Below are 26,601 nucleotides of genomic sequence, written 5' to 3' on the forward strand. Positions count from 1 at the left end.
ATTACTGCTTATTTATCAAATGCCTTTTCAACAAGCGCAGCCTGTTCTTTGGCATGTACTTTACCGAAGCCTGTAGCGGTGGAAGCGCTCGCAGGACGGTTCAGATACTTCATGTCAAATGCTTCGAAATTTGTTTTCAGGAACCCGACCCAACCCATGTTTGCCGGTTCTTCCTGTACAAATGTCCAATTGGCTCCTTTATATTTTTTATGCAGTTCCTGCAATTGTTTTACCGGAATCGGGTGGATCTGCTCCAAACGGACCACAGCCACGTCTTCGCGGTTGTCGGCTATCTGCTTTTCGCTCAGATCGAAATACATCTTACCCGTACACAGGAGTACTTTCTTCACTGAAGCTGCATTTTTGATAAACGGATCGTCCAGCACTTCCTGGAATCCGCCTTTAGAAAACTCTTCGATCGCAGAGAAGGACCGCGCATGACGCAGGTTCGCTTTCGGAGAGAAATTCACCATCGGTTTGCGGAAATCCCACTGTATCTGACGGCGTAAGGCATGGAAGAAGTTGGCGGCAGTAGTAATATTGGTGATCACCATATTCAGTTCTGCACTCAACTGCAGGAAGCGTTCAGGACGGGCATTAGAGTGCTCCGGTCCTCCACCTTCGTAACCGTGAGGCAACAACAACACCAGACCATTCATAGCAGACCATTTCTGCTCTGCCCCGCTCAGGTACTGATCAATGATGATCTGAGCACCGTTTGCGAAGTCTCCGTATTGTGCCTCCCATATTGCGAGTGCATCCGGATTGGCCATTGCGTATCCGTATTCAAAGCCCATTACGGCATATTCACTCAGCAAAGAGTTATAGATATGGAAATGAGTGTCCTTTTTGGCGCTGCCCTGCAGACGGCTGTATTGCTCGTTTGTCTGCTCGTCATACAACACCGCATGACGGTGTGAAAATGTACCGCGCTTCACATCTTCTCCGCTCAGGCGCACATCGTGTCCTTCAGCCAGCAGCGAAGCATAGGCCAGCAGTTCTCCTGTAGCCCAGTCGAATTTACCTTCCGCTTCAAAAAACTTCACTTTATCCTGCAGCAGCTTATCGATCTTACGCAGGGGCTTGAAGCCATCCGGCACTTTCATAATCTCATAAAACAGCTCTTTTACCTTTTTCTCGGCAACTGCGGTTTTAGGAGATTTTTCAAAATCCTTTTCTGTAGCACGACGCATTTTCTGCCATGGAAGATCCGGTTCCTGGTAGCTGTAAGGGAGCGGGTTTGCTTTTATTGCGTCCAGTTTCTGCTGCAGCTCATCCCACAGTTTTTTCTCCAGTTCTTTAGCAAGATTCTGCGCCTCTTTATCGGCATGATCCAGCAGGAACTGCGCATAGATATCGCGGATATTCTGATGTTTTTCGATCACGCTGTACATCTTCGGCTGGGTGAATTTCGGTTCATCCCCTTCGTTGTGTCCGAAACGACGATAGCAGACCATATCAATGAACACGTCGTCATTGAACTGCTGACGGTATTCCACCGCAAGCATACATACGCGCACAACAGCTTCAGGATCGTCGCCGTTTACGTGCAACACAGGCACCTGAACCATAGACGCGATGCTGGTGCTGTAGTCTGAAGAACGGGCATCCGTGAAATCAGTGGTAAAACCTACCTGATTATTGATCACAAAATGTATCGTTCCCCCGTTATTGTAGCCCTCCAGCTTACTCATCTGCAGCAGCTCATAGATAATACCCTGACCTGCAACGGCAGCATCTCCGTGAATAAGGATAGGCAGTACTTTCTGGTATTCGTTATTGTAGAGTGCATCACATTTTGCGCGTGCAAAGCCGGCAACAACCGGGTTCACCGCTTCCAGATGGGATGGGTTTGGTGCAAGCTGCAGGCGGATTTTCTTTCCGTTCGGCGTGGTTGCATCCGAGCGGTAACCGAGGTGATATTTTACGTCTCCGCTGCCCATTGAGCTATCCTGTGGAATCACGCCCTCAAATTCAGAGAATATCTGTTCGTAGGGCTTACCCATTGTATTCGCCAGTACGTTCAGACGACCGCGGTGAGCCATACCGATCACCACTTCCTGTACACCCGCATCAGCTGCCTGTGCGATAATAAAATCCAGCGCAGGAATAGTGCTTTCACCTCCGTCGAGTCCGAAGCGCTTCTGTCCGATATACTTCATGTGCAGGAACTTCTCGAAAATAACAGCTTCGTTCAGTTTCTCCAGTACGCGGCGGCGCGTGGATTGCGAGATGTCCTCCATCATGAGCGATTCGTATCGGTTACGAACCCACTCCTGTTTAGCACTGTTGTTGATGTAGGTATATTCAATACCAATATGATTGGTATAAATCTTCTTGAGTTTCTCGACGATGTCCGACAATTTCGCATTGGGCATTCCCACGAATTGTCCCGCTGCAAAAGTGCCATTCAGGTCAGCATCGCTAAGACCAAAATCTGCGAGGTTCAACTCTGCCTTTCTGTCTTTACGCGGCCGGATCGGATTGGTATTGGACAACAGATGTCCCCGGCTTCTGTAGCCCTGAATTAATTTATATACTGCGAATTCTTTTGTCAGCTGCTCCGGAGTGGCTGCTGAGGCAACCGTTCCGTTACCGTTGCTTCTGCCTGATGCATAGTCAAATCCTTCGAAGAACTTCTTCCATTCAGGATCGGCGGCTAAGGGGTTTTTCTCATATTCTTTGTACAGCTCTTCGATATAGGACGGATGAGAACTCGTCAGGTAAGAGAAGTCTTGCATTGCTTTTGTAAAGTCGAAAATTGATATAGAAATAGACTCGTGAACCTTTTCAGGTAAGGGCAAAGATAGTCAGATTACAGTTAAATAGCGATAGCATTTAAACAGGCCGGGTAATTTTTTGCTATTTTAGTATTGATCCACACCCTTCCTGCGCATATCCACTTTTTTCCAGTGATCTCCCACCTGAAACAACAGGAGGTATTGATCGGGGTTGCCCTTCAGTGTAATGCGATTGTCGTATTCACGCGATTCCAGCCGGAAATAAGGTGTTTCCCGGCTTACCAGCCCCCGCTCATCATACCACCACCAGGTAGCCCACTGGTTCAGCGCAAAATCCACCGTACTGTCGTCCACCACGCGGGCATGCGCACCGTCTGAAAAGCTGTGCATGTTGTTTCCGGCAACATCAATCAATTCGTAACTGATGGGTTTATACAGCAGGTTACGCAATAACTGCGCTTCATTTTGCGGATTAGGCGGAATCATATAAATACCATCTATACTATGCGGCATATTCAGCAACAGTACTTTTTTATCCGTGTGATCCGGGAGTCCGGAGATAAGCGAGCGGATCTGATCCTGAGCCCTGCCCCATTTCATACTTTCCCGGAATGCAAACAATCCCTGTACCAGCAGTAACAACGCAAATGAGCATATCCGCAGCAACTTCCGGCTGATCAGCGACAAAAGCAATGCAATTTCAATCCACAAAAACATGCTGAAAAAATAACTGTACCGGTCATAGACAACTTCAAACGCAGACGGAAAATTCAGCGGCGCGATAAGCAGCAGGCATATGGTTTGGGCAGCGTGCAGATACAACAATATGTTGCTGATGGCCGGCCTGCGCTTATTCAGTAATTCCGGGATCATCAATAACCATATTCCCCAGAAAAAGAATGTCAGCAGTGGCTCACCGAAAAAGCCATAAAGGCGGTCACGCCATTCCTGCTTCATAAACCGTGCCTGTAACAGCTCGTTGATGAGCCAGCGCGGAGCACGGGCGAACAACTCCGTATAAGGTATGGACGCTGCGTTGTCGGCGCTGATGTGCGGCAGCCAGGTACCGTAAAACAAGTGTACCAGCGAGAAATGCAACACCAGCAAAAGTGCCTGCGGCAAAGTAAACAGACAAATGAACCGCACTGATAATGACTGCTGCGCCGCGCCTTTCCGACAGACTAAAGGCAGCAACATCAATACCATCAAAGGAGTTACGTAAAACAATTCTATGGAAAAAGTCGACAACGCATAGACAACACACGCAGCTATTGCGTAACGGATTCTTTGTGACACCAGCCACAACTGCGCATTACGCAGAACAAGCAGCATCAGCAGCGTACCCAGCAGATAATGAAACGATGCCTCCCAGACAATCACTTCTGACAAGCCCGAACGGACACACAATAAAAGGCAGCCAAGCCATACGTAAATACGCTTCTGTCCGGGCAACCCCAGGCCTGCGACAAAACGAAACAATAGCAGACAATTCAAGGCATGCAGACTGATATGAACGAGGTGCCACAGGAAAGCATGTGTTCCCAGCACCTGGAATAAGGCCCAGGTAATCAGCTGCGACAACTGGTACAGACTCTGAACAACGAAGTGTTTTCTGTTGATGTGATCGGCAAACGAACTATGCTGCAAGTCGTAAAGCCACCCGGTGTAATCGCTTACAAAGCCGGCCTCACGGGCGGGAAAATACAATACAAATAATAGCAGCCAGAAACCCAGATACAAACGAATTGGCTTACTGCTGATCCAATTAAAAAAAGGCGAAATATTCCATGCGCTCATTGCGACGAAAATACAACAATATCGTTGTGCAAACAGATATTGGATTACCTTGCGCCGAAATTCAGGAAAGCCCGATGGACCTTAAAGAATATATAGGCAAAACGATCAGCGGATCACCCTCCGAAGCCGGCAACTGGCTGCAATTCAAGTTGGAGGAATTTACGCCCGGTAACGCAACGATCAGCCTGATCGTGCGTCCGGAAATGACCAATCCGTACAAACATATACACGGCGGTATGATGGCACTGGTGATCGATGAAAGCATCGGCTGGGCCGTACTCAGCCTCAGCAGTGAACAAAATTATACCACACTCAACCTGAGTATCGATTTCCTGTATGCGATACCCGATGGCAAGAGACTTTGGGCAAAAAGCCATGTAGTGCGGGCAGGAAAAAAAATTGTGAACGTGGAATGTTCGGTTTTCGACGAAGAAAACCGCATCCTTGCAAAGGCCTCCAGCAATCTGGTCTCTACCGGGATGAAAAAATCCGTTGCAGATAAACCTTCGTCCTAACCGCAGTAAAGTCAGGGAAAGCGTACATTTGTGCTCCCTGAAATTACACACAAACAAAAATATCAGATACATGTCTTCAAAATTTTATGAGCGTGTCAGCGCCGAATTAAATGAAATCGAATCGAACGGATTATTGAAAAAAGAACGTGTGATCGATTCGGAACAAGGTCCGGAAATCATGGTGAACGGACAGAAAGTGCTGAACTTCTGTGCGAATAACTACCTCGGACTTTCCTCCCATCCTAAAGTGCTTGAGGCAGCAAAAAAAACGATCGATGATCGCGGATACGGCATGAGTTCTGTCCGTTTCATTTGCGGGACACAGGATATTCATAAAAAACTGGAGCAAAAGATTTCAGAATTCCTGGGGACCGAAGATACGATTCTCTATGTAGCGTGCTTTGACGCAAACGGCGGTGTATTTGAACCGTTGCTGAATGAAGAGGATGTGATTATCTCCGACGAACTGAACCATGCTTCCATCATCGACGGTGTACGTCTCTGTAAAGCAAAGCGTGCACGCTACAAACATAACGACCTTGCCGACCTGGAAGCGCAACTCATTCAATATAAAGACGCGCGCACACGTATGATCGTAACCGACTCGGTTTTTTCCATGGACGGCACCATCGCGCAACTGGATAAAATCTGTGACCTTGCTGCTAAATACGATGCGATCATCATGATCGACGAAAGCCACTCTTCCGGCTTCATGGGCAAAACAGGTCGCGGTGTGCATGAGGCTTGCGGCGTAATGGGGAAGATCGACATTATCACCGGTACTCTTGGAAAAGCCCTGGGCGGTGCTTCCGGAGGATTCACAAGCGGCAAAAAAGAAGTGATCGAAATGTTGCGTCAACGCAGCAGGCCTTACCTGTTCTCCAACACGGTGGCCCCATCTGTGGTGGGTGCATCCATTGCGGTGCTGGATATGCTCAGTGAAACAACCGAACTGAGAGATAAACTGGAGCAGAACACTATTTACTTCCGCAGTAAAATGAAAGAAGCGGGATTTGACATTAAAGAAGGCACCCATCCTATTTGTCCGGTTATGCTATACGATGCGGTACTGGCACAGAAATTCGCGGCACGTATGCTGGAAGAGGGCATTTATGTAATCGGCTTCTTCTTCCCGGTTGTACCAAAAGGCCAGGCCCGTATCCGTGTTCAGATATCAGCAGCGCACGATCAGCGTCATCTGGATGCAGCTATTGCGGCATTTACCAAAGTAGGTAAAGAGCTTGGCGTGATCAAATAACCTGATTGGCATATACAATAACGAACAAAGCCCGGACCATTTGTCCGGGTTTTGTTATTCGCTGCAAACTATAACTAGCGCTGCAATTGCACCTTAAACGTCTTACTGCCGGCCTGCGTATGGATTGTCACCAGATATAAGCCGTTGGACAGGAATGCAGGCAAATAAACTTCCGGCTTATCGGCAATCGCACGGACAATGAGCTGCCCCTGAATCGTTTTCATTTCCCACACATCGCCATTATTGATCCCGCCTAATACCAGCCTGTCTCTGGCTGGGTTCGGGTATACATTCAGAGCGGAAAGCTGCTGTTCCCGGATGCCATTGGGCACGAGCAGCACATTCCGGCAGAACGTATCACGGCAGATATTACCGCTCGGACGACGCACTTTCAGGACGAGACAAACTTTGTAAGTACCCGCTCCAGAGAATACATGAACAGGGTGATCTGAGGACGCAGTATCTGCAGGCCCCGAAGCCGGGTCTCCGAAATTCCAATGATAGAATAAGGTATCGCCGCTGTTTGTTACAGATTCGTCGCCGAAACGAACGGTATAGCCGCTGCCAACCGTATCGGCAAATGAAGCAGCAATATTGCTGCAGCGGTCTTCGAATGCCACCAGTGCGAGATCCCCGATCAGTATCGCGCCCGCAGTAAGCGTATCAAACAGGAAATGTATGCCGGTGATTTTCGTCAGATTCACACCGGTAAAACTGTCCAGGGGAATCTTAATAGTGTTGAACAGAATTTTAGGTACGGCACCGGATGTCAATCCGGGAGGGTAAAATAAAGCCCCGGACATCCGGCTGGCGGTTACACGCGCCACGTGCCCGAAAGAATCGGTAAGTGCTACAGTAAAATCTGTGGTGGCAGCTGCATACCGGAAGTTGACCGCCGCACGGAAACTCAACGCGGCATAACCTGATACATCCTTGTAAGCAGCAGGCAATTCGTTGGTGCAGTAGTCGGTTTTACTGGCCCAGCGCATATTCAGTTGCGCCATACCCGGCGCGGTGGACGATCCTTTATGCGGCTCCTGATTGGCAGACGAAGCAATCCCGCAACTGGTCATTGTTCCGCCTCCGCCGCATATAGCGTAAGCCGTAAGCGTGCTTTTGGAAACTGCACCTCCAAGGGTATTGGTTACTTCTTCAGAAGCCGACTGAATCCGGTTTATGTCCAAACGTTTATCGGCGCCCGGATGCCAGGAAACAAACACTTTACCGGAAGGCATTTTTGAAGATACCGGAGGCACCCTGTCTGACACTTCAAGTATAGGGGCAAAACTGGTGTCCCCGGCAACATACCTGCGGAAAAAAGCGGCCGCATAGGAGCAAAAAGCAGCTTTCTGAGTAGCCGTATCGAGCCTGCCTGTTCCCGTTCTTTTGGAGCTGCAGTAAGCGTCTCTGGTGGTACCGAACAGATCGTCTCCATCGTCAGATGTACCAGCGATGTATGAGCCGGGCGTCCATACGGTATTAAAAAAATTGTGGTTGGCGCCCATCAGCAATACCGAGTGCTTGGGGGCTGTATCGGCGGCAATATTGTAGCGCGCATCATCATAGAAATGCACGCCGGATAAAGCTGTCACATCACCATCACAATAGGGGGCAATGTTCATCAACGGAATATTGTTCAGCACTTTGCGTCCGTTGTCGATAGGGGCCAGTGTGATCACTGCTTTCAGACCATACGGGCTGCCCAGCGACTGATTCAGCAAAGCATGATAAACAACACCTTCTCCTCCACGCGAATGTCCCATTGTACCCACACGCTGCATGTCCAGCTTACCTACGAATCGTGTCCCGAACGGAGCCCCACCGCTTGTATTGTAGGCGTTCCACAGATCCAAATAGTGCTGCAGTGTCTGGGCCCGTGCATTCATTCCGAGGTCGGAACGGGCATTATCACGTGCATTGATCGCATTCACGGATACCGACACAACGATGAAGCCGTGACTCGCCATGAGTTGCGCGAAATAGTTATATCCTTCAAACGAAGTAATACTCTGAAACCCGCTTGCAGGAGGCCAGGTAAGATTGGTAAAGGAGGGATTGGATACGTTGTACGCGGTAACGTGGCGTCCGTGCATCAGGAAGAGTACAGGATAAGGGCCTCCGGCAAGTCCTGTGGGATAATATACCACGCCACGCATTTCCACATTCATGGCGAAACTGTCCGGCTTGAATGCAAGGTCACCCAAATCGAAAGTATCACGGGATACCGCGTAGGTCCCCGGGAGGCCCGGATCAGGTGTTGTCTGTGCAAAGGAAAGGACCGACAGGAAAGTCAGCACAAATAAAATACGGATTTTTTTCATGGTCGTCAGGGGCTTATCGGTGAATCATGTCTTTTGAAAACAAGCCCAGAGAACGGTAATGCCCCATTTGCCGGCGGCAGGCGTCTGCAAGAATCTCTTCATCTTCGTCGCTATGCGCTTCGCCGTATTTCAGGAATATCTGTGCGCCTTCAGGGATGGCTTTGAATTCCCGTACCGGAATGTAAAACGTAAGATATGGCCCGTCCTGATCGTTCAGTGTGAATACGGATTTGCCTATATGCAAAACGAATTGCGCATTGCCGACATAAAAATCCTTATCGCCTTTTATGGTAAACGCCATATTCCCCGACGAATCCGGCACCACTCTTTCAACGGAGCAGTTGGGCAGCGTCTGGGCCTGCACAAAACCTGGTGTAAAAAACAGAGCGAGCAGGATAAAACAAGAAAACAGCAGGGAGCGCTTTAACATGTGATGGTTTTTAGTGTATCAACAAATATAAGCGTTTAACCGACGAATCATAATGAAAAAAGGCCGGGACAATGTCCCGGCCTTCGAAAAAATAGCATTAAAGATTATTGCAGTACAAAGCGGATAGGAACGCGATAATAAACTTTTACGGCTTTACCGTTTTGTTTACCGGGTTTCCATTTCGGCATCTTCTTCACAACGCGGATCGCTTCTTCATCCATATCAAAACCGATAGGACGTGCAACTTCCACATTGGAGATAGAACCGTCTTCGTTTACTACGAATTTTACACTGACAGTACCTTCTTTACCGGCGTTGGTCGCCTTTGGAGGATACTGAACATTATCCTGAAGGAACTTGTACAAAGCGTCTTCACCGCCAGGGAATTCCGGCATCTGCTCAACCACTTTGAAGATCTCGGGTGGCGGAGGCGCAGCTTCCACAACACCGGAACCTGTTCCGGGATTATCAATAATGCCCGGGTCAATACCATTTACATCACCAGCCTGCGTGGTAAGACCTGCAGAAGCATCTTTGAGCTCTGTCTGTTCCACCATTTGTTTATCTTCCTTGATCTCGTCATCTTTCTTGATCTCAGGAGGAGTAAATGCTACCGTAGGCTTCACCGGTGGCGGTGGTTCAGACGGCGGCGGTGGTGGCGGTGGTTGCTTATCGTCAATTGGTGGCGGTTCGCTCATCACCACTTCCACAGGAGGCGGTGGCGGCGGAGCCGATTTTTTTGCACGATTGGCAAAAACATTATAGCCTAATCCTACAACTGCAATAGCCAGAATTACTATTCCGGACTTTTTCATACGCTCCGGATAACGTTTACGCAGGTCGTATCCTCCGTAAGCTTTATTCCGCCCGTCGAAAATAATATCGAGGTAATCGGCTTTAAGAATTTTATTAATATCCATTTGTAAGTTTCTTTGAAAAATCAGTTAGAGTTGCAAAGAGGCCTACCCTCCTCCGTTAGCAGCTTCTGTCAAAGCAATAAATTCTTTGTCGACAGGGGAAATATCCACAACAGCGTACTTTTTAATACCGTTGATCGGCATTTCATCGATGATATCAACGAAGTCTTCGTAAGTACTGTTGTCATCAGGTTTGATGAGCACGGTTACTGATTCATTAGACTTCAGACGACCTGCGCGAACGAGATCTTCCACTGCCTTCTTTTTATCGATAAGTACCTGACGGATTCCGCCCGGAGTTTTGAATGTGGTTACTTCTAACTTAGGAGGATTTGCGGGATCAGAACCGATTCCCTCGTAATAATAAACACGATGATTTTTACTCAGAAGAATGGTGAGCGCAGCACTCTCAGGTACCTGGCTTTTTTCTTCATCCTTCATATTCTCATCTTTGAACGGCATGTTGATTTCCATTGTCTTTGGTTTAGACATGGTAGTCGTAAAGATGAAGAAGGTAATCAAAAGGAAACCCAAATCCACCATCGGAGTAAGGTCCACTCTCGTTGACAATTTCTTGCCTTTTTTGACCCCGCCTTTCTTATGCCCCCCTCCCGAGGAGGTATCTAATTCAGCCATTGGATTTTAGCTATTTTTCGTTAATAATATGTCTTACACTACTGATCGCTCCTTATTTGGCAGCGGTAGTAGTTGCAGCTGCTTCCGCAGCATAAGTACCCGGAGGTACCGCTTTCAGATTCGTAATCAGATTGAACTTGAATATTTTCCAGCCTGCGAGTGTTGCAATGATCTTATGCACGCTCGGATAAGCCGCTTCACCGTCTGCTTTGATACAGATACGCAGTTTGGGATTATTATTACGCGCGCTACGGATCCAGGCAGCCAGTTCATTATCCGGGTTGTTCACACTGGTATCTGCAGGCACTCCGGGAGTGCTCTTGTCGATCGCCTGACGTGTGGTCGGATCTGAAGACAAATAAGATTTCAACTGATTGAATGGCACACCGATAGAGCTTCCGATCGCGAATGCGTTCATCTCATTTTCGGTAAGATTCAAACCTTTGTATTCGTTCATGTCTTCAATTAGGTTCTTACGAATGATTTTGTTGTCGACAGAGAAAAATACACGGCCTTTGGTATCTACCGTGATCAGCATGATATCTGCATCCGGAAGAATTACCTGAGAAATAGAGGCAGGAGTAACCACCACTACCGGCTCATCAGGTTTGAATTTGGTTGCCAGCATGAAGAAAGAGAGCAGCAGGAACGCTACGTCACACATCGCAGTCATGTCGATGTGCGTGCTCTTTCTGGGCATTTTTAATTTTGGCATAAGTTCTGTTTTATCTACTACAACTGATTAGTCTTCCGCGACGGCTGCATATAAGAGTCGTCACAAATAAAATTCCATAAAGGAAAGAGGGATTTATCTGCCCTCTTTCCCCGGAAGACGATTATTTATAGTTGGCAGCGAAACTCTGAGTCAAAGTAAAGCCGCTCTCATCGATACCGAAAGTGATTCCGTCGATGATAGTAGTGTAGAAGTTATACATAATGATCGCGATGAAAGATGTACCGATACCTGTAGCGGTATTCAACAGCGCCTCAGAGATACCACCTGCGAGCGCAGCCGGGTCAGGAGAACCGGAAGTATTCATCGCAGCGAAAGAACGGATCATACCCAATACGGTACCGAACAATCCCAGGAGGGTTGCAGCGGAAGCGATCGTGGAAAGGAACACCAGGTTTTTCTCAAGCATAGGCAGTTCCAGCGCTGTAGCTTCTTCGATTTCTTTCTGAATGCTCAGTACTTTCTGCTCTTTATCCAGTTCATGGTTGTTGGTCATTTCGCGGTATTTGAGCAGACCGGCTTTCATTACGTTTCCAACAGAACCTGATTGTTTATCACACTCAGCCAGTGCAGCGTCGATATTTTTGTTGGCCAGGTGGTATTGCACTTTACGTACAAACTCGCCGGCAGGTACTTTACCTTTAGCTTTCATGATACACAGGGCGCGCTCGATAATGAAAATGATCAGAACGAACAATGTGGACATCAGAATCGGCACAACCCATCCACCGGTGTACAAAGTACCCATGAAGTCTTTTGCTTTGTGCTTGTGCTCGTCCAGGAAGTGAGACTGGTTACCGAAAACCACATAGAAAATAATGTGTGCCAAAGCTACTGCTCCGAGCACGAAAAGAAGATTGATCATGAATCCACTGGTATTCTTCGGTTTACCTGCGTTACCCGTGTTCGCTGTCTTCGGAGCGGCTGTTTTTACTTCTGCCATAATTGTTGTTTTTTAATTTTTGGTTTTATTCGTTTATTATTCTGGTTTGTACGAAACAGTTTTGATGCTTGCAAAGATATAGGGCGGGTGACAAAAAACAATTTTTGCCTGAAAAATTATTACACAGTTAATATTGAATGCTTATCTACTGCTGAAACCCTGTTACAGAAGGTAGTAACGCTGTCTGAAGACTTTTATTGTCCGGGCACAAAACAAGGCTTTTATAATACCCTTAAGGAAACCTCTCCGGACATTTTCCCGACACTTGTCCTGTATAAGCGAGCGCACCGTGCTGCCGGCGCCGCGATGGTTCAGCAGCAATGCATTTTTCGTAAAAAAGCGCGCGGGGCGCTGTTTTTCTTTCTTACCTTTGCGCCCATTATGACGACAATGGATCTTTCTAAAAACATCAACTTTAATCCCTGGCATTCAGTAAGCTATGGCAGCAATGTTCCTGAAACCGTAAACGCGATTATCGAAATCCCCAAAGGTTCACGCGCCAAATACGAACTGGACAAAGATACTGGCATGCTGAAACTGGACCGTGTACTTTACTCTTCCGTTTATTATCCTGCCAACTACGGCTTCATACCCCGCACCTATTGCGATGACAAAGACCCTCTGGACATCCTGGTGATTTCCCAGATCGACATGCAGCCTATGTGCCTCGTGGAAGCGAAGGTGATCGGTGTGATGCGTATGCTGGATCAGGGCGAGGCCGACGATAAACTTATTGCGGTGTGTGCAAATGATATGAGCGTGAAACACATCAATGATATTTCCGAACTCCCTCCTCATTTCATTGCGGAGATGCGTCATTTCTTTGAAGAGTACAAACGCCTTGAGGAAAAAGAAGTGAAGATCGAAGAGTTCCAGGGCGCGCGTCTCGCTAAAAAAATCCTCCAGCACAGCATTAACGATTACGCGGAAAAATTTCTTTCCGGAGCAGTATCGCTGTAAATTTTACTGATATTTACTTTACGATTAAAATATTCAACCCGTGCGAACGAAAATCAAAGAAATCCTCACTTCAGATCAGGTAAACTATTCCGTAATTGTGAAAGGCTGGGTCCGCAGCTTCCGCAATAATCAGTTTATTGCTATCAATGACGGCTCCTGTATGGATAGCGTTCAGGCAGTCATTGATCTGGACACGGACGAACAGCTGATTCGCAAAATAGGCAATGGCGCTGCCGTAAGTGTGGAAGGTACTGTAATTCCATCGCAGGGTAAAGGGCAGAAAGTAGAAATTAAAGTAACAAAACTTGAAGTGCTGGGCGAATGTCCCGGTGATGAATACCCGCTACAGCTCAAGAATCGTCCGAGCCTGGAATTCCTGAGAGAAAAAGCCCACCTGCGCTTCCGCACCAATACTTTCGGTGCGGTATTCAGAGTCCGCCACTCGCTTGCCTTTGCCATACATGAATTTTTTCAGAAGCGTGGCTTTGTCTATATGCATACACCCATCATCACCGCAAGCGATGCAGAGGGTGCCGGCGAGATGTTCCGCGTATCTACCCTGCCCTTCGACAATCCGCCGAGAAACGAGGATGGCAGTGTGAATTTTGAAGAAGACTTTTTCGGCAAGAGCACCAATCTTACTGTAAGCGGGCAACTCGAGGCAGAGCTTGCTGCCATGGCTTTAGGTGAAGTATATACTTTCGGACCAACATTCCGCGCCGAAAACTCCAACACCGCACGTCACCTGGCTGAATTCTGGATGGTAGAACCCGAAGTGGCTTTCAACACCCTGAAAGAGAATATGGATCTGGCGGAAGACTTCATCAAGTACGTCATTCGATTCGCGTTGGAACACAACCGTGCAGACCTGGAATTCCTTGCGACCCGACTCATCGATGAGGAAAAACAGAAACCGCAACAGGAGCGCAGTGAAATGGGATTGATCGAAAAGCTGGAGTTTGTTGCCAACAACGATTTCGAACGCATTACTTATACAGAAGCAATCAGCATTCTGCTGCAGAGTCCGCATTACAAAAAGAAGAAGTTTGAATACGAAGTATCCTGGGGTATTGATATGCAAAGCGAGCATGAACGCTACCTGGTGGAGAAGCACTTCAAAAAGCCGGTGATCGTGACCAATTATCCCAAATCGATCAAAGCATTCTACATGCGCCAGGACGACAACTGCGAGGCGGGAAAGGAAACCGTTGCGGCAATGGATATTCTGGCTCCGGGTATAGGGGAAATTGTCGGCGGCAGCCAGCGGGAAGAACGCCTGGACAAACTGGAACAGCGCATGAAAGAAATGCATATTCCTACGGAAGAAATGTACTGGTATCTGGATACACGCCGCTTCGGAACCGCTCCGCATGCGGGTTTCGGATTAGGATTTGAGCGCCTCGTGCTGTTTGTCACAGGTATGACGAATATACGCGACGTAATTCCTTTCCCGCGCACACCCAAAAACGCGGAATTTTAATCCGATACGCCAAAAAAAGCCTAAAATATTTTTGAATTTCAAAACAAAGCTTATATTTTTGCGGCATTAACGTTAACTATTTAAACAAAACAAACAAAATGAAAAAAGTTATTTTCGCTATCGCCGCTTTGGGCCTGATTTCCCTGACTTCCTGCAAGAAAGAGTACACTTGTACTTGTACAGCTGCAGGTCAGACTACAGATGTAAAAACTGAGAAAAAAGTTAAGAAATCTGAAGCTGAAGACATGTGTAATGCATTGAGCACTCAATATGCAATCCTTGGCGGTTCTTGCAAACTGAAATAGTCTTAAGATTGTTTTTAAAAAACCTCAAACTTCGGTTTGAGGTTTTTTTTTGCTCCAAAATTGCATAAAAAAACTCCCGGCAAAATGCCGGGAGTGCTGTAAAAAGTATCGGCTTAATAGTTCAGCAACCACTCTATTTTTTCTGCCACCTTATCCACATTAGGCAGCATAGCCGCTTCCAGTCCCATATTCATCGGCACTGCAGGCAGATCCAAAGCTCCCATTGTCTGCACGGGTGCGTCGAGGCTCGCAAAGCAGTTTTGCGCGATGCGCCCCGCCAGTGCCTCACAGAATGAGTTGCGTAATTGCTCTTCGGTAAGCACGAGACACTTCCCGTGCTTCTTCACCGTATTGAATACCAATGTTTCGTCACAGGGGTAAATCGTACGTAAGTCCACCACCTCAACTCTTCCGGGAAACTTCCTGGCGGCATTTTTTGCCCAATACACGCCCATTCCGTAAGTGATCACGCAGATCGACTCGCCGTTTTCCACGGCTTCAGTGTCGGCTTCGCATACAACGTTGCCAATACCGAACGGCAATACATAATCCGCATCCGGCTCTGGCATACGCGCTTCTTCAGTTCCCGGAACCTTGCTCCAGTAAAGGCCTTTATGCTCCAGCATGACCACGGGATTGCCATCCAGCAGTGCCGCTTTCATCAAACCTTTCATATCCGCGACGTTGGAAGGATAAGCGATCTTGATGCCTTTAATTGTAGCAATCGTGCTCTCCACACTTCCGCTATGGTAAGGACCGCCGCCGCCGTACGCACCGATTGGCACGCGCAACACGCAGGAGACGGGATACTTTCCACAACTCAGGTAGCAGGATTTGCTGATCTCGGTTACGAGCTGATTGATTGCAGGATAGATATAATCGGCAAACTGAACTTCCACGATAGGTTTCAGTCCTAATGCACTCATCCCGATTGTGGAACCAATGATATAAGCTTCCTGGATCGCGGTGTTGAATACACGTTCATCGCCGAACTTATCGGCGAGCGTGGCTGCTTCGCGGAATACGCCGCCAAGTCTGCGCCCTACATCCTGACCGTAAAACAAGGCATTGGGATGTGTGTGTAATATTTCCTCAATAGCGTGCAATGCTGCATCCACCATCATTACTTTCTCCTTACCGGCCGGTGTACGTACGCCACGCTCTTCCGTTACGGGGGTTGGCGCAAATACGAAATCCGTCACGGATGCGGGATCAGGTTCCGGTGCAGCGACCGCTTCCGCAAACTGCTGTTCGATATTTATTTTTTCCTCTGCCTCGATCGCATCGAGTTGTGCTTCCGTAATGCCTTTGGATAAAAGCTTCTTACGGAGCTTCAGAGCCGGGTCTTTAGCCATGTGCTTCGCGAGGTCTTCTTCCGTACGATACCATTCTTTACGTACTCCGGAAGTGTGATGCCCGAGCAAAGGCACTTTGGCATGCACCAGGATCGGTTTACGTTCTTTACGCACCCAATCAATGGTGTATTCCATCGTTTTGTAGGCATCTTCAAAATCGCTGCCATCCACCTGTACGCGCTCCAGACCTTTGAATCCTGCAGCATATTCAAACGCATTCATAGTGCGGGCCTCGTCGCTGCTTACGGATATCCCCCAGTCATTATCCTGAACCAGGTATATTACCGGAAGCTGATGCAGGCAGGCAAACTGAAACGCTTCGCTTACTTCTCCTTCTGTGACACTGCCATCTCCAAGTGAGCAGATCACTACAGGAGGCAGCTTATAGTCCTTCAGGCCCTGTGTTTCCTGGTATTTTATCCCCTGGGCTACGCCGGTTGTCGGTATTGCCTGCATGCCTGTCGCACTGCTCTGGTGGATAATTTTGGGAAACGCTTCACGGCGACTGTTAGGGTGATTGTAGTACGCTCTTCCGCCGGTAAAAGGATCATCTGCTTTGGCCAGCAATTGCAGCATCAGTTCGTAGGGGCGCCAACCCATTCCCAGCATAAGGCTTTCGTCGCGGTAGTACGGACTAACCCAGTCGTCGGGGTGCAATAACATCGCGGTAGCAAGCTGAATCGCTTCGTGACCTCTGGACGTGCTGTGCACATATTTACATATCGGACGGTTTGCTTCGTAGGTTTCTGCCATAGCCCGGGCCGACATCATCAGCCGGTAGGCTTTTAGCATTGTATCTTTGGTTAGCATTGGAATGGTATGGAACGCTCCGGAAGAGCTGCTTTTGAGTCCGCAAAAATAAGCACGAATGCCTGTCAAAACTCAGTTTCGGGTATTTTGTATATGAGCTCCGGAATGCTCTTATCACAAAAGGGGGGAAAAACGGGGGGATTTTTTACAATAATATTTATGTAATGGGTTCCGCCTGTTACTTTAGCCGCCAATCAACCCTTTAAATTTTATGCAAATCAATTTTATTGCAGTGCTGGCAGCAGCACTTATCCCGATGATTATGGGCTTTATCTGGTATAATCCCAAAGTGGTCGGCAATGCCTGGATGAGAGAATCCGGGATGAATGAAGAGAAAATGAAAGGAGCGAATATGGCCGTCATTTTCAGCCTGTCGTTTGTATTCAGTTTTATGCTGGCGCTGGCGCTGCAAATGCTCGTGATCCATCAGTTCCACATCGGATCTCTGTTTGCCCATCATCAGCAGGATCTGGCGAATCCTTCCACCGAAACCGGCGCGCTGTATCAGACGATCATGACCCGATACGGTTCTGAATTCCGGACATTCAAGCACGGCGCATTCCATGGAATCCTGAGTTCTGTTTTCCTGGTATTGCCGATCATCGGCATTAACGCCATGTTCGAGCGAAAGTCATGGAAATACGTATGGATCCATCTCGGCTACTGGGCCATTTCGTTCGCGCTTATGGGCGGTGTGCTTTGCGCATGGAAATAGTACAGTCAGAACAAATAATAGCAAAAACGCCCGATGTAATTCGGGCGTTTTTATTTTTACTGAGTGTCGGACAAAGGCTTTTTTCTTTCCAGAAGGTAACGGACGATCAGGTATCCTCCGAATCCCCCGCCGAATATCAAACTTACATAAAGCAGGTCGTGCTGCTCAAACAGCTTATTGACCATCTGCCCCAGCATTGCGCGATCATTTTTCTGAACCAGTTCCATCATCGCAGGATGTTGCACGAGGATAATAAAACAAAGTACTGTACAGGCAAGAAACAGACCCGCAATAAACATCAGCGAGGTCAGTCCGCCCCATACTCCGGGATTCAATCCCTTAGCCGAAGCTCTCCGGGCGTTACTGAGACTCACGGAGACGATGGCTAACAAAAGAAATAACATACCTAATCAATTAATGCCCGTAAAGAGCCATTCTTAATCTATCCGGCACCGGACCTAACTTCCGATACGATGTTTCAGTTCGCCTACCTGTTGCGTCCACAGACGCTCTACATCTTTCAGCTCATTTTTGTCTGCAAAGTCGGTGATCTTCAGAATTGTTTCGTTGGTTACAGGACTCTGTTCGATACGGAATTCAAAAAACTCGTTCGGACCGTAATACTCCCAGCGAAAACGAACGTATTCGTTTTCGAACTCCTCAAGCAGTTCGGCATAATCCACTGCACCGTTCCAGGAAAAACTATATTGATTCTCGCGTTGATTCACTTCATCTGCAAACCATTCCTGCAATCCAACAGGTGTTGCAATAAATTCGAATAATATCTGAGGGGAGCACCGAATCGGGAACTCCAGCGTGTACATAATTTTGGATTGCTTCATAAGGTCGATATACGTATTGTCTGATTACAACTGACGTGGTGCAATAATAGAAAAAGGGCTGAGAATTCAAAATAAAAAAGCCTAAAAAAAACACAAGCAATCTTCAAAACGCAGCAAATCCAGTGCTGGCGCGTGTTAATTCTTCCTTAATTAATTTTGGTTATTAAATATAGGATACATAGATTTGCTAGACCCTACCAGGAAATACCGTGAAAAATCATTGATAACAACGATTTTCTAAAACTAAAACCAAACAACCACACTATGTCAATGCGGCAACTTAAAATCACAAAGTCGATCACCAACCGGGAAAGCCAATCGCTTGAAAAGTACCTGCAGGAGATCGGAAAGGTTGATCTTATAACCCCTGAAGAAGAAGTGCAGCTGGCTATCAGAATCAAGCAGGGAGATCAGAAAGCGCTTGAAAAACTCACAAATTCGAACCTCCGTTTTGTGGTGTCTGTAGCCAAGCAATACCAGAATCAGGGATTGTCGCTTTCAGACCTGATCAATGAAGGCAATCTGGGCCTGATAAAAGCGGCCCAACGCTTTGACGAAACGCGTGGTTTTAAATTTATCTCCTATGCAGTATGGTGGATCCGCCAGTCTATCCTCCAGGCACTCGCCGAGCAATCACGCATTGTGCGCCTGCCGCTGAATAAGGTAGGCCTTTCCAATAAAATCATTAAAGCTTACTCACAACTGGAGCAGGAATTCGAAAGAGAGCCTTCCACGGAAGAACTCGCGGAGTTGCTTGACCTCCCGATCGAAGAGATCGAAACAACCCTGGGTGTTGCATCCCGTCATATTTCTGTAGATGCGCCATTTTCGGACAGTGAGGAAAACTGCCTGCTCGATGTACTCGAAAACCCCAACGCATCTTCTACTGATAATGAGATCGCTCATAATGATTCACTCCGTTGTGAGATCGAGCGTTCGTTGAGCGCGCTTACAGAGCGTCAGCGCGCCGTATTGAAATATTACTTCGGCATAGGCGTGGAAAATGCGCTGAGCCTTGAAGATATCGGAGAGCGTTTCAACCTGACCCGCGAACGCGTACGTCAGATAAAGGATAAAGCTATTCTCAAGCTGCGCTCCACCAATCGTTGTGAACTATTAAAAGCATTCCTCGGCAACTAAACTATTACAAAAATCAAAAAGCCCTGCATACAACATGCAGGGCTTTTTTATACTTAAAAGTCAGCTTACAGTGCAGCTTCATAGCGGCGGCTCACTTCTTCCCAGTTAATAGCAGACCAGATGGCAGCCAGGTAATCTGGGCGTTTGTTCTGATACTTCAGGTAGTAAGCGTGTTCCCAAACATCAATACCCAAAACAGGCGTTCCTTTACATTCGGCAACGTCCATCAGCGGATTGTCCTGGTTTGGCGTAGAGCATACCGCCAGCTCTTTCTGATCGTTCACACACAGCCATGCCCATCCGCTTCCGAAGCGCGTGGCACCTGCGGTACTCATTTTTTCTTTCAGCGCATCCATAGAACCGAATGCTTTATTGATTGCCTCGGAAAGTGCTGCACTTGGAGCGCTGCTCTTGCCGCTTGGCAGCAGGATCTGCCAGAAAAGCGAGTGGTTGTAATGACCACCTCCGTTATTACGTACAGCAGCAGGGTGCTTGCTGATATTGCGCATCAGGTCTTCCAGCGAAGCATTTGCATCGGCAGATCCCTCCAGGGCTTTATTCAGGTTATCTACATAAGCTTTATGATGACGGCTGTGGTGGATTTCCATCGTTGCAGCATCAATAACGGGCTCCATTGCATCGTAGCTGTAAGGCAGCTCAGGTAAGGTAAATGACATAACTATAATTGGTTTTTTGTTTGAAAAATTATCGGATTCAAAGGTAAGCGCTTTGCTGTTTGTGGCCTATAACATCCGGTTATCGATCATGTTAAAAAAATCGAGTGGCTGGAAAGTACGCCAGTTCGGGATATCCATTAAGTGCACATAGCGATCCAGGTGCATCCGGGTAAAATCGTACTGTGTGGAAGCCGGCATATTTACGGCAACGATCCATCCTCCTTCATCCGCGATATCGTTCAGCCATTCTTCGTAATAATCAACGTCGTCGCTGTGAAAATTGAGTACATTCTCCGGTATCAGGATGAATTTACGGATACCTTTTGCAATCATCTCGTCTATCAGTTCCCGCTTGAGCTGCATGATGTCGTTCTCTATGGCATCGTTCCACTCCCCGATCATTTCGATAATCGCGAAATTAAAATCGTAGTCTGCATACAGCACTTTCAGGTAGAGGGTGCGCGAACCGAATTCGTCCCATTGAGGATGAATGTAGTAGTTGTACACGGTATTCGAATATTCGAATTCGCTGTACGTACGTCCATAGAAGGGAGACCTTTCGTCTTCCTCAGCCATGTACAGATGCCGCCAGTTGTAATATGGTTCTATTTCCTGCATGCTGCTTATCCCGGCATCCGGGCGATGTATTTCTGCATTTCTTTGATCTGCTCCACGATCTGTTCGTTGGTTGCTTTACAGGCTTTCGCTTTGGCGAAATATTGCTTGGAAGCGCGGAAATCACGGCGCTGCATGCTGATTGCACTCAACTGCAGGTAAGCGGACGCCTCGTTATCTTTGTCCGGCAGGCCCAGCTGTATTGCCTTGCGGATATTTTCATAAGCTTCTTTCGTATTACCTTTTTTCTGTGCGATGGCACCCAGCTGCAGGTAAGCCGTCCCTTCAAAGCCTTTTTCCGTGATGCCGGACTCCAGGCTTTTGCGCAGACTGCTTTCTGCTTTTTCGAGATCATCCCCCATCGTGTGAAGGTTGGCCTGCAGCATATGATAAGAAGAACGTACAGGCTTATACAGCAGGTTCGGATATTTCACTTTCCCCAGCAGATTGGCCGCGCCGTCCATATCTCCCGTCTCGATATATGTCTGTATCAGCGACATGGGGCCGATCATGAAATGCGCTACGATCATCAGTACAGCGACCAGCATGGGAATCCAGGCTATCCACCAGGTCACTTTAAAGCCCAGCAAAAAACCAAGCGCAATCAGCAACAGGGCAATCGGAAGTCGGTTGAAAACGATAAAATGTCTTAATTTACTATTCATGATTTCTCTATAAAATGGATGGCAAAGTTAATCGGTAATTTCGATGAAAACGATGAAAATCCGCGTAACACAATCATATCACCCAATCCGCTCCCGATTTCGTTTCTTTGCAAAGCGATGATGCTGCTTTTTTACATCTTTTGTGTCTGTACGGCAATACAGACCCTTTTCTCCCTGTGGATACTCTGGTGTTCTGCAGCTACCCGCAGCCAAAAAACTTGGCAATCAGAGCAACAGTCCGGACTCAGCATCATCCTTTGTGCGCACAATGAGGCCGACCGGCTGCAGATCAGCCTTCCCCGTTTGCTCAGTCAGCAGTATTCAGGCAACTGGGAAATTATTGTGGTCAATGACCGTTCCACGGATGAAACCCCCGACTTTCTTGCATCACTTGCCGCCTCCCATCCTCATTTAAGGGTTATTACGGTAAGCGAAGCAGAACCAAGGACCTTTCCCGGAAAAAAATATCCTTTGAGCCGCGGCGCCGCAGTTGCGCAGTACGAAAATCTGTTGCTGTGCGATGCAGACTGTTACCCGGCTTCAGATATGTGGGCCTCTGTTATGAGTGCACCACTGAATCAGGGAAAAGAGCTTGTAGCGGGCTATGGCGCTTATGAATATCATCCTGGCCTGCTGAACTCATTTATCCGCTGGGAAACACTGCATACGTTTCTGCTGTACTCCACATTCGGCAAATCCGGCATTCCGTATATGGCTGTAGGCCGCAACCTCGCCTGCAAAAAGGCGTTGCTGTTGCGCGCCCAGCAAGACCCGCTTTGGTCCCTCCTTCCTTCCGGGGACGATGATCTGCTCATCCGGCTTACGGCCAACAGGAAAAATTACACCTGTATCGCAGACCCGAAAACATTCACCTATTCCGATGCCCCCGATTCAGTGACATCCTGGATCGCTCAGAAACAAAGACATGTATCTACCGGTAAACTGTACCGTAAGACCGTGCAGTTGCTGCTTGCACTGTACGCGGGTTCACATGGCCTTATGTGGATTTGCTTTATCGTGCTATATTGCGCCGGATTAGGCTACCTGGTAGCATCAATGATGTTATTGCGCTGTGTATTTGCATGGAGTTTATGGTCGACAGCCGCCAGCAATCTGCACGAAAGAAGGATCAACCTGAAACTTCCGCTGCTGGATTTTCTGTGGCTGCTTTACCACCTGCTGCTCAGCCCTTACATCTTTTTCAAAAACAAGAAACAATGGACATAATTCTGCAATATTTCTCTGACTTCACCGAGACACAACTGGCTCAGTTCGGCGCATTGCAAAAGCTATATTCCGACTGGAATGAAAAGATCAATGTAATCTCCCGAAAAGACATAGAAAGCCTCTACGAAAGACATGTCCTGCATTCCCTTGCCATCGCGGCCGCAGCCAATTTCAACGACGGATGCGAGATCGTGGACATCGGCACCGGCGGCGGCTTTCCCGGCATTCCGCTGGCGATCTTTTTTCCGAATGTACGGTTCCTGCTGGCCGACAGTATTGGCAAGAAACTGAAAGTGGTTGAAGATATCGCAGCTGCCATCGGATTGAAGAATGTGGAAGTACGGCATACCCGTGTGGAAGATATTAAAGACCGGAAATTTGATTTCGCCGTTTCCAGGGCGGTTGCGCCATTGGGTGATCTGTGGAAATGGGCAAAGCCGATATTGCGCACCGGGCATCAGAGCGAGGAATACGGAAACGGGCTCATCTGCCTGAAAGGTGGTGATCTGAGCCAGGAATTTGCAGAATCCGGGTTACGGCCGCGCATGCTTCCGGTAAACATGCTTTTCGACGAACCCGGATTTGACGAAAAGTATGTAGTGTATGTACCCAGGTAAGGTTATGCCTTCTCCTTTTTTTTAAATAGATTTGACGTTTGATGCGCAAGCTGCTATTCGTCTGTTTAGTGCTCCTTTCTCTTCCTGGCCTGACCCGAGCCCAGACAAGCAGTCGTGCCGGAAAACTCCTGTATAAAGCGAACTGGTATAAGTCCAGGAAAGACACTGCTAAAGCTTTTCATGCAGCACAACTTGCCTTAGAGAAAGATCCGGCTTACGAGGACGCGATCAAATGTCTCGGGGCCTGGTATTGCGATGCGCATCTTTACCTGCGTGCGGCGCGTTTATTTTCTTCCGCGGCAGCAATTCCCGGCAAATCCAAATTTGCGCTGCCTGCCGCGAATGCATTCCTGCATGCGGGGAAGCCGGATTCCGCTATCACTATGGCAAGGTTCAGCGGGTTTCAGAACGAAGAGGTAAAAAAGATCATCACGGACGCCACCATAGCCATACGCAACAGCATTCCGCGGGATACGAACCGGGTATACAAACTTGATCAGCGTATCAACACTCCGATGGCAGAAATATTTCCATCGCTGTCATCAGACAAACAAACACTTTTTTTTACGCGCCGCAATAATGGCGTCAATGAAGACTTTTATTATGCTAAGCCCGACAGTTGCGGCGGATGGTTTACGGCACGCAATATGGGCTACCCTCCCAATACGGCAGCACAGGAGTCGGCAATGACCATAACTGCAGACGATCATTACCTGTTTTTCATGCGTAGCGACAACCGTTCGGAGAATGGCTGGGGACGTGGCGGATACGATCTGTATCTGGCTTACAGAACTGCAAATGACCAGCCCTGGTCGGCAGCAGAAAGCTTCGGCGCAACAATCAATACACCCGCGTATGAGGGCATGCCTTCCCTTTCTGCGGATATCACCGAAATGTATTTTGTAAGTGACCGTCCCGGGGGGCATGGCGGACTGGACATATGGGTAACGCGTTTTGCCTATGGGTTATGGCAGATACCGGTGAATCTTGGCCCGGCTATCAATACGGCAGGAAATGAAACTTCACCTTTTATCAGCTCAGACGGGAAAACGCTATTCTTCGCATCTGACGGGCATCCCGGCCTCGGAGGTTCGGACATTTTTGCCGCCAGGAAACTCAATGACTCGTCATGGAAAGACCTGACAAACCTCGGTGTACCGATCAACTCCGGAGCTAATGAACTTTCGCTGTATGTAATGCCGGACGGCTCGGAGGCTTACCTGTCGAGCGACAGGGATGGCAGTGCGGACATTTATTATACCACGGTGCCTAAAGACCTGAGTCCGGAACCGACCGTGTTTGCTTATTGCCGCATCTACGACAGCGTAAGTCATCAACCTGCCTTATTAGGCTCTGTAACGATAACGGACGAGTCGGGGAACGAAGTGGCGCAATACCATGCCAATGAGGGCGACGGCAGTATCCTTATGAGCTTGCCCTTACATAAGAACTTTAATTATGAGGTGCGCGCGTTCAATTACAGTCCGGTGACCGGCAGCCTCCGTTTTGATTCGGCATGCGCTCAATGGTGCACTTTCGACTATGCATTACTGCCGAATGGCTATGTGCGTCCCAGCTACGACAGCCTGTTGCTGCTGCTGCAATTCGCGAAAAACGTGACGGATCTCAGCGATTCTCAAAAGGTCATGATCCAAACCGCTTTAGCCTCCTGGAAAGGAAAAGCGGACATCAGCATTTTTGCAAACGGCTTTACCGATAACAGCGGAACGCCGATTATCAATACGGAGAAATCCAGTATACGCGCCAACAACGTGAGAGCCGCCGTCATTGAATGCGGCTTTGATCCGGCTGTAATCAGCGCTACAGGATTTGGTGATGCGAGTCCGCTCCTGCCGAACGACAGTCCCGAACACCAGGATATGAATCGCCGTGTGGAGCTGGTGATCCGCTGGATGGAATAATACTAGGCCGTAAGTACCACTGTCATTTCGGCCATATCTGCAGGGATCTGCGCGCTTTGTTTCACCACTTCTTTAAAAGGTGTACTTACAATTTCATTATTGATCTGCCCGATCATCACCTGCTTTTCTCCGCGTAACAGAGCATTTACGGCAGCATATCCGAGACGGGAGGCCAGCACCCTGTCCGCCATGGAGGGAGCCCCACCGCGCTGTATGTGCCCCAGCACACACACACGTATATCTGCATCGGGAACGGAATCGGTGAGCACGGCTTTCACGGCTTCGGCATTTCCGAAATCATCACCCTCTGCTACCACAATTATATGCACGTCTTTCTTACGGCGCTTATCGTCGAGAATACGCGTCACCACCTCTCCCATGTCCGTTTTCAGCTCCGGTATCAGGATATCTTCCGCGCCACAGGACAACCCGCTGTACAAGGCTATATAACCGGCGTCACGCCCCATTACCTCAACCACAAAAATGCGGTTATGGGCATCAGCCGTATCCCTGATCTTATCAATTGCTTCCACAGCAGTATTCACTGCCGTATCGAAACCGATCGTAAAATCCGTTCCGGAGAGATCTTTATCGATCGTACCCGGCAAACCCACCGCAGGAATTGCATACTGGTCGAAGAACGCGTTGGCACCACGGAACGTACCGTCTCCGCCGATCAGAACCAATCCGTCGATGTGCTGCGCCTGAAGATTATCGTATGCCTGCTTCATCCCTTCGGGAGTCATAAAATCTTTACTGCGTGCGGTTTTAAGGACGGTCCCGCCCCGTTGTATAATACTCGACACATCGGTTGTCTGCATCACGGACATATCATTATCAATCATCCCCTGGTACCCTCTCCTGATCCCGACCACTTCCAGTTTATGATATATAGCCGTCCGAACCACAGCCCGGATAGCCGCGTTCATACCCGGGCTGTCGCCTCCGGATGTCATTACACCGATACGTTTCATTCTTTT

At 48.1% G+C, this 26,601-nt stretch carries 25 protein-coding genes; 10 read left to right on the plus strand and 15 right to left on the minus strand.

From position 1 onward, the window contains the following. Positions 1-8: 8 nt before the first annotated feature. Both ABD846_RS10505 and ABD846_RS10510 read right to left on the minus strand, forming a co-directional pair. The gene (locus ABD846_RS10505) at positions 9-2,741 is read right to left on the minus strand and encodes a 2-oxoglutarate dehydrogenase E1 component (RefSeq protein WP_344826396.1); all 2,733 of its coding nucleotides are present in this window, start codon (positions 2,739-2,741) and stop codon (positions 9-11) included. Between the two features lie 126 nt (positions 2,742-2,867). Next, on the minus strand, positions 2,868-4,538 hold the full coding sequence (locus tag ABD846_RS10510; RefSeq protein WP_344826399.1) for a hypothetical protein: 1,671 nt from the start codon (positions 4,536-4,538) through the stop codon (positions 2,868-2,870). A 26-nt stretch (positions 4,539-4,564) separates the two neighbouring features. On the opposite strand from ABD846_RS10510, the gene ABD846_RS10515 reads away from it, so the two are divergent. Continuing rightward, the gene (locus ABD846_RS10515; protein ID WP_344826402.1) at positions 4,565-5,053 is read left to right on the plus strand and encodes a PaaI family thioesterase; all 489 of its coding nucleotides are present in this window, start codon (positions 4,565-4,567) and stop codon (positions 5,051-5,053) included. 70 nt (positions 5,054-5,123) lie between these two features. After that, positions 5,124-6,311, plus strand: coding sequence for a glycine C-acetyltransferase (gene kbl, locus ABD846_RS10520; protein WP_344826405.1), 1,188 nt, complete (start codon positions 5,124-5,126; stop codon positions 6,309-6,311). Positions 6,312-6,385: 74 nt separating this feature from the next. On the opposite strand, the gene ABD846_RS10525 is transcribed toward kbl, so the two are convergent. The 6 genes from ABD846_RS10525 to ABD846_RS10550 all read right to left on the minus strand — a co-directional run bounded on the left by ABD846_RS10525 (position 6,386) and on the right by ABD846_RS10550 (position 12,291). Continuing rightward, positions 6,386-8,632 (minus strand): poly(ethylene terephthalate) hydrolase family protein, encoded by a 2,247-nt coding sequence (locus ABD846_RS10525; RefSeq protein WP_344826408.1) that lies wholly within the window; start codon positions 8,630-8,632, stop codon positions 6,386-6,388. Between the two features lie 13 nt (positions 8,633-8,645). Further along, positions 8,646-9,062, minus strand: coding sequence for a hypothetical protein (locus ABD846_RS10530; RefSeq protein ID WP_344826411.1), 417 nt, complete (start codon positions 9,060-9,062; stop codon positions 8,646-8,648). Positions 9,063-9,166: 104 nt separating this feature from the next. Beyond that, complete coding sequence (locus ABD846_RS10535) at positions 9,167-9,982, minus strand: energy transducer TonB (RefSeq protein WP_344826414.1); 816 nt, start codon at positions 9,980-9,982, stop codon at positions 9,167-9,169. A 42-nt stretch (positions 9,983-10,024) separates the two neighbouring features. Beyond that, a complete protein-coding gene (locus ABD846_RS10540; RefSeq protein WP_344826417.1) occupies positions 10,025-10,615 on the minus strand; it encodes an ExbD/TolR family protein in 591 nt (196 codons plus the stop codon). A 52-nt stretch (positions 10,616-10,667) separates the two neighbouring features. Beyond that, complete coding sequence (locus ABD846_RS10545) at positions 10,668-11,330, minus strand: ExbD/TolR family protein (protein WP_344826420.1); 663 nt, start codon at positions 11,328-11,330, stop codon at positions 10,668-10,670. Between the two features lie 121 nt (positions 11,331-11,451). Beyond that, the gene (locus ABD846_RS10550; protein WP_344826423.1) at positions 11,452-12,291 is read right to left on the minus strand and encodes a MotA/TolQ/ExbB proton channel family protein; all 840 of its coding nucleotides are present in this window, start codon (positions 12,289-12,291) and stop codon (positions 11,452-11,454) included. A 390-nt stretch (positions 12,292-12,681) separates the two neighbouring features. Here ABD846_RS10550 and ABD846_RS10555 point away from each other — a divergent pair, with 390 nt between their 5' ends. From ABD846_RS10555 to ABD846_RS10565, 3 genes are all read left to right on the plus strand, one after another. Continuing rightward, a complete protein-coding gene (locus ABD846_RS10555) occupies positions 12,682-13,251 on the plus strand; it encodes an inorganic diphosphatase (RefSeq protein WP_344826426.1) in 570 nt (189 codons plus the stop codon). A 40-nt stretch (positions 13,252-13,291) separates the two neighbouring features. Next, positions 13,292-14,731, plus strand: coding sequence for an asparagine--tRNA ligase (gene asnS / locus ABD846_RS10560; RefSeq protein ID WP_425568031.1), 1,440 nt, complete (start codon positions 13,292-13,294; stop codon positions 14,729-14,731). A gap of 98 nt (positions 14,732-14,829) precedes the next feature. After that, entirely contained in the window at positions 14,830-15,036 is a 207-nt protein-coding gene (locus ABD846_RS10565) for a hypothetical protein (RefSeq protein ID WP_344826429.1), read from the plus strand. 113 nt (positions 15,037-15,149) lie between these two features. On the opposite strand, the gene ABD846_RS10570 is transcribed toward ABD846_RS10565, so the two are convergent. Further along, positions 15,150-17,183: an alpha-ketoacid dehydrogenase subunit alpha/beta gene (locus ABD846_RS10570; protein ID WP_344826432.1), complete on the minus strand. Its 2,034-nt coding sequence runs from the start codon at positions 17,181-17,183 to the stop codon at positions 15,150-15,152. Between the two features lie 229 nt (positions 17,184-17,412). On the opposite strand from ABD846_RS10570, the gene ABD846_RS10575 reads away from it, so the two are divergent. Then, positions 17,413-17,916 carry a DUF1761 domain-containing protein gene (locus ABD846_RS10575; RefSeq protein ID WP_344826435.1) on the plus strand — a complete coding sequence of 168 codons (504 nt, stop codon included), beginning with the start codon at positions 17,413-17,415 and terminating at the stop codon, positions 17,914-17,916. A gap of 56 nt (positions 17,917-17,972) precedes the next feature. On the opposite strand, the gene ABD846_RS10580 is transcribed toward ABD846_RS10575, so the two are convergent. Both ABD846_RS10580 and ABD846_RS10585 read right to left on the minus strand, forming a co-directional pair. After that, entirely contained in the window at positions 17,973-18,320 is a 348-nt protein-coding gene (locus ABD846_RS10580; protein ID WP_344826438.1) for a hypothetical protein, read from the minus strand. Positions 18,321-18,374: 54 nt separating this feature from the next. Beyond that, a complete protein-coding gene (locus tag ABD846_RS10585) occupies positions 18,375-18,758 on the minus strand; it encodes an START-like domain-containing protein (RefSeq protein ID WP_344826441.1) in 384 nt (127 codons plus the stop codon). Positions 18,759-19,028: 270 nt separating this feature from the next. On the opposite strand from ABD846_RS10585, the gene ABD846_RS10590 reads away from it, so the two are divergent. After that, positions 19,029-19,898, plus strand: a complete 870-nt coding sequence (locus ABD846_RS10590) for a sigma-70 family RNA polymerase sigma factor (RefSeq protein ID WP_344826444.1) — start codon at positions 19,029-19,031, stop codon at positions 19,896-19,898. A gap of 65 nt (positions 19,899-19,963) precedes the next feature. Here ABD846_RS10590 and ABD846_RS10595 read toward each other — a convergent pair whose 3' ends face one another. From ABD846_RS10595 to ABD846_RS10605, 3 genes are all read right to left on the minus strand, one after another. Beyond that, positions 19,964-20,575 carry a superoxide dismutase gene (locus ABD846_RS10595; RefSeq protein WP_344826447.1) on the minus strand — a complete coding sequence of 204 codons (612 nt, stop codon included), beginning with the start codon at positions 20,573-20,575 and terminating at the stop codon, positions 19,964-19,966. Between the two features lie 66 nt (positions 20,576-20,641). Further along, complete coding sequence (locus tag ABD846_RS10600) at positions 20,642-21,193, minus strand: hypothetical protein (RefSeq protein WP_344826450.1); 552 nt, start codon at positions 21,191-21,193, stop codon at positions 20,642-20,644. Between the two features lie 5 nt (positions 21,194-21,198). Continuing rightward, positions 21,199-21,855: a tetratricopeptide repeat protein gene (locus tag ABD846_RS10605; RefSeq protein WP_344826453.1), complete on the minus strand. Its 657-nt coding sequence runs from the start codon at positions 21,853-21,855 to the stop codon at positions 21,199-21,201. 18 nt (positions 21,856-21,873) lie between these two features. Here ABD846_RS10605 and ABD846_RS10610 point away from each other — a divergent pair, with 18 nt between their 5' ends. Genes ABD846_RS10610 through ABD846_RS10620 form a run of 3 tightly spaced genes read left to right on the plus strand, consistent with a single transcriptional unit; the run spans position 21,874 to position 25,621 of the window. Continuing rightward, positions 21,874-23,082, plus strand: a complete 1,209-nt coding sequence (locus tag ABD846_RS10610) for a glycosyltransferase (protein WP_344826456.1) — start codon at positions 21,874-21,876, stop codon at positions 23,080-23,082. After that, the gene (gene rsmG / locus ABD846_RS10615; RefSeq protein WP_344826459.1) at positions 23,073-23,699 is read left to right on the plus strand and encodes a 16S rRNA (guanine(527)-N(7))-methyltransferase RsmG; all 627 of its coding nucleotides are present in this window, start codon (positions 23,073-23,075) and stop codon (positions 23,697-23,699) included. Before ABD846_RS10610 ends, rsmG begins: the two co-directional genes overlap by 10 nt. 41 nt (positions 23,700-23,740) lie before the next feature. Continuing rightward, positions 23,741-25,621 carry an OmpA family protein gene (locus tag ABD846_RS10620; protein ID WP_344826462.1) on the plus strand — a complete coding sequence of 627 codons (1,881 nt, stop codon included), beginning with the start codon at positions 23,741-23,743 and terminating at the stop codon, positions 25,619-25,621. Positions 25,622-25,623: 2 nt separating this feature from the next. Here the strand turns inward: ABD846_RS10620 and pfkA are convergent, their stop codons facing one another. Further along, complete coding sequence (gene pfkA, locus ABD846_RS10625; protein WP_344826465.1) at positions 25,624-26,595, minus strand: 6-phosphofructokinase; 972 nt, start codon at positions 26,593-26,595, stop codon at positions 25,624-25,626. Between the last annotated feature and the right edge of the window lie 6 nt (positions 26,596-26,601).

It is taken from the genome of Rurimicrobium arvi, from assembly GCF_039540495.1.
Lineage (GTDB): Bacteria > Bacteroidota > Bacteroidia > Chitinophagales > Chitinophagaceae > Rurimicrobium > Rurimicrobium arvi.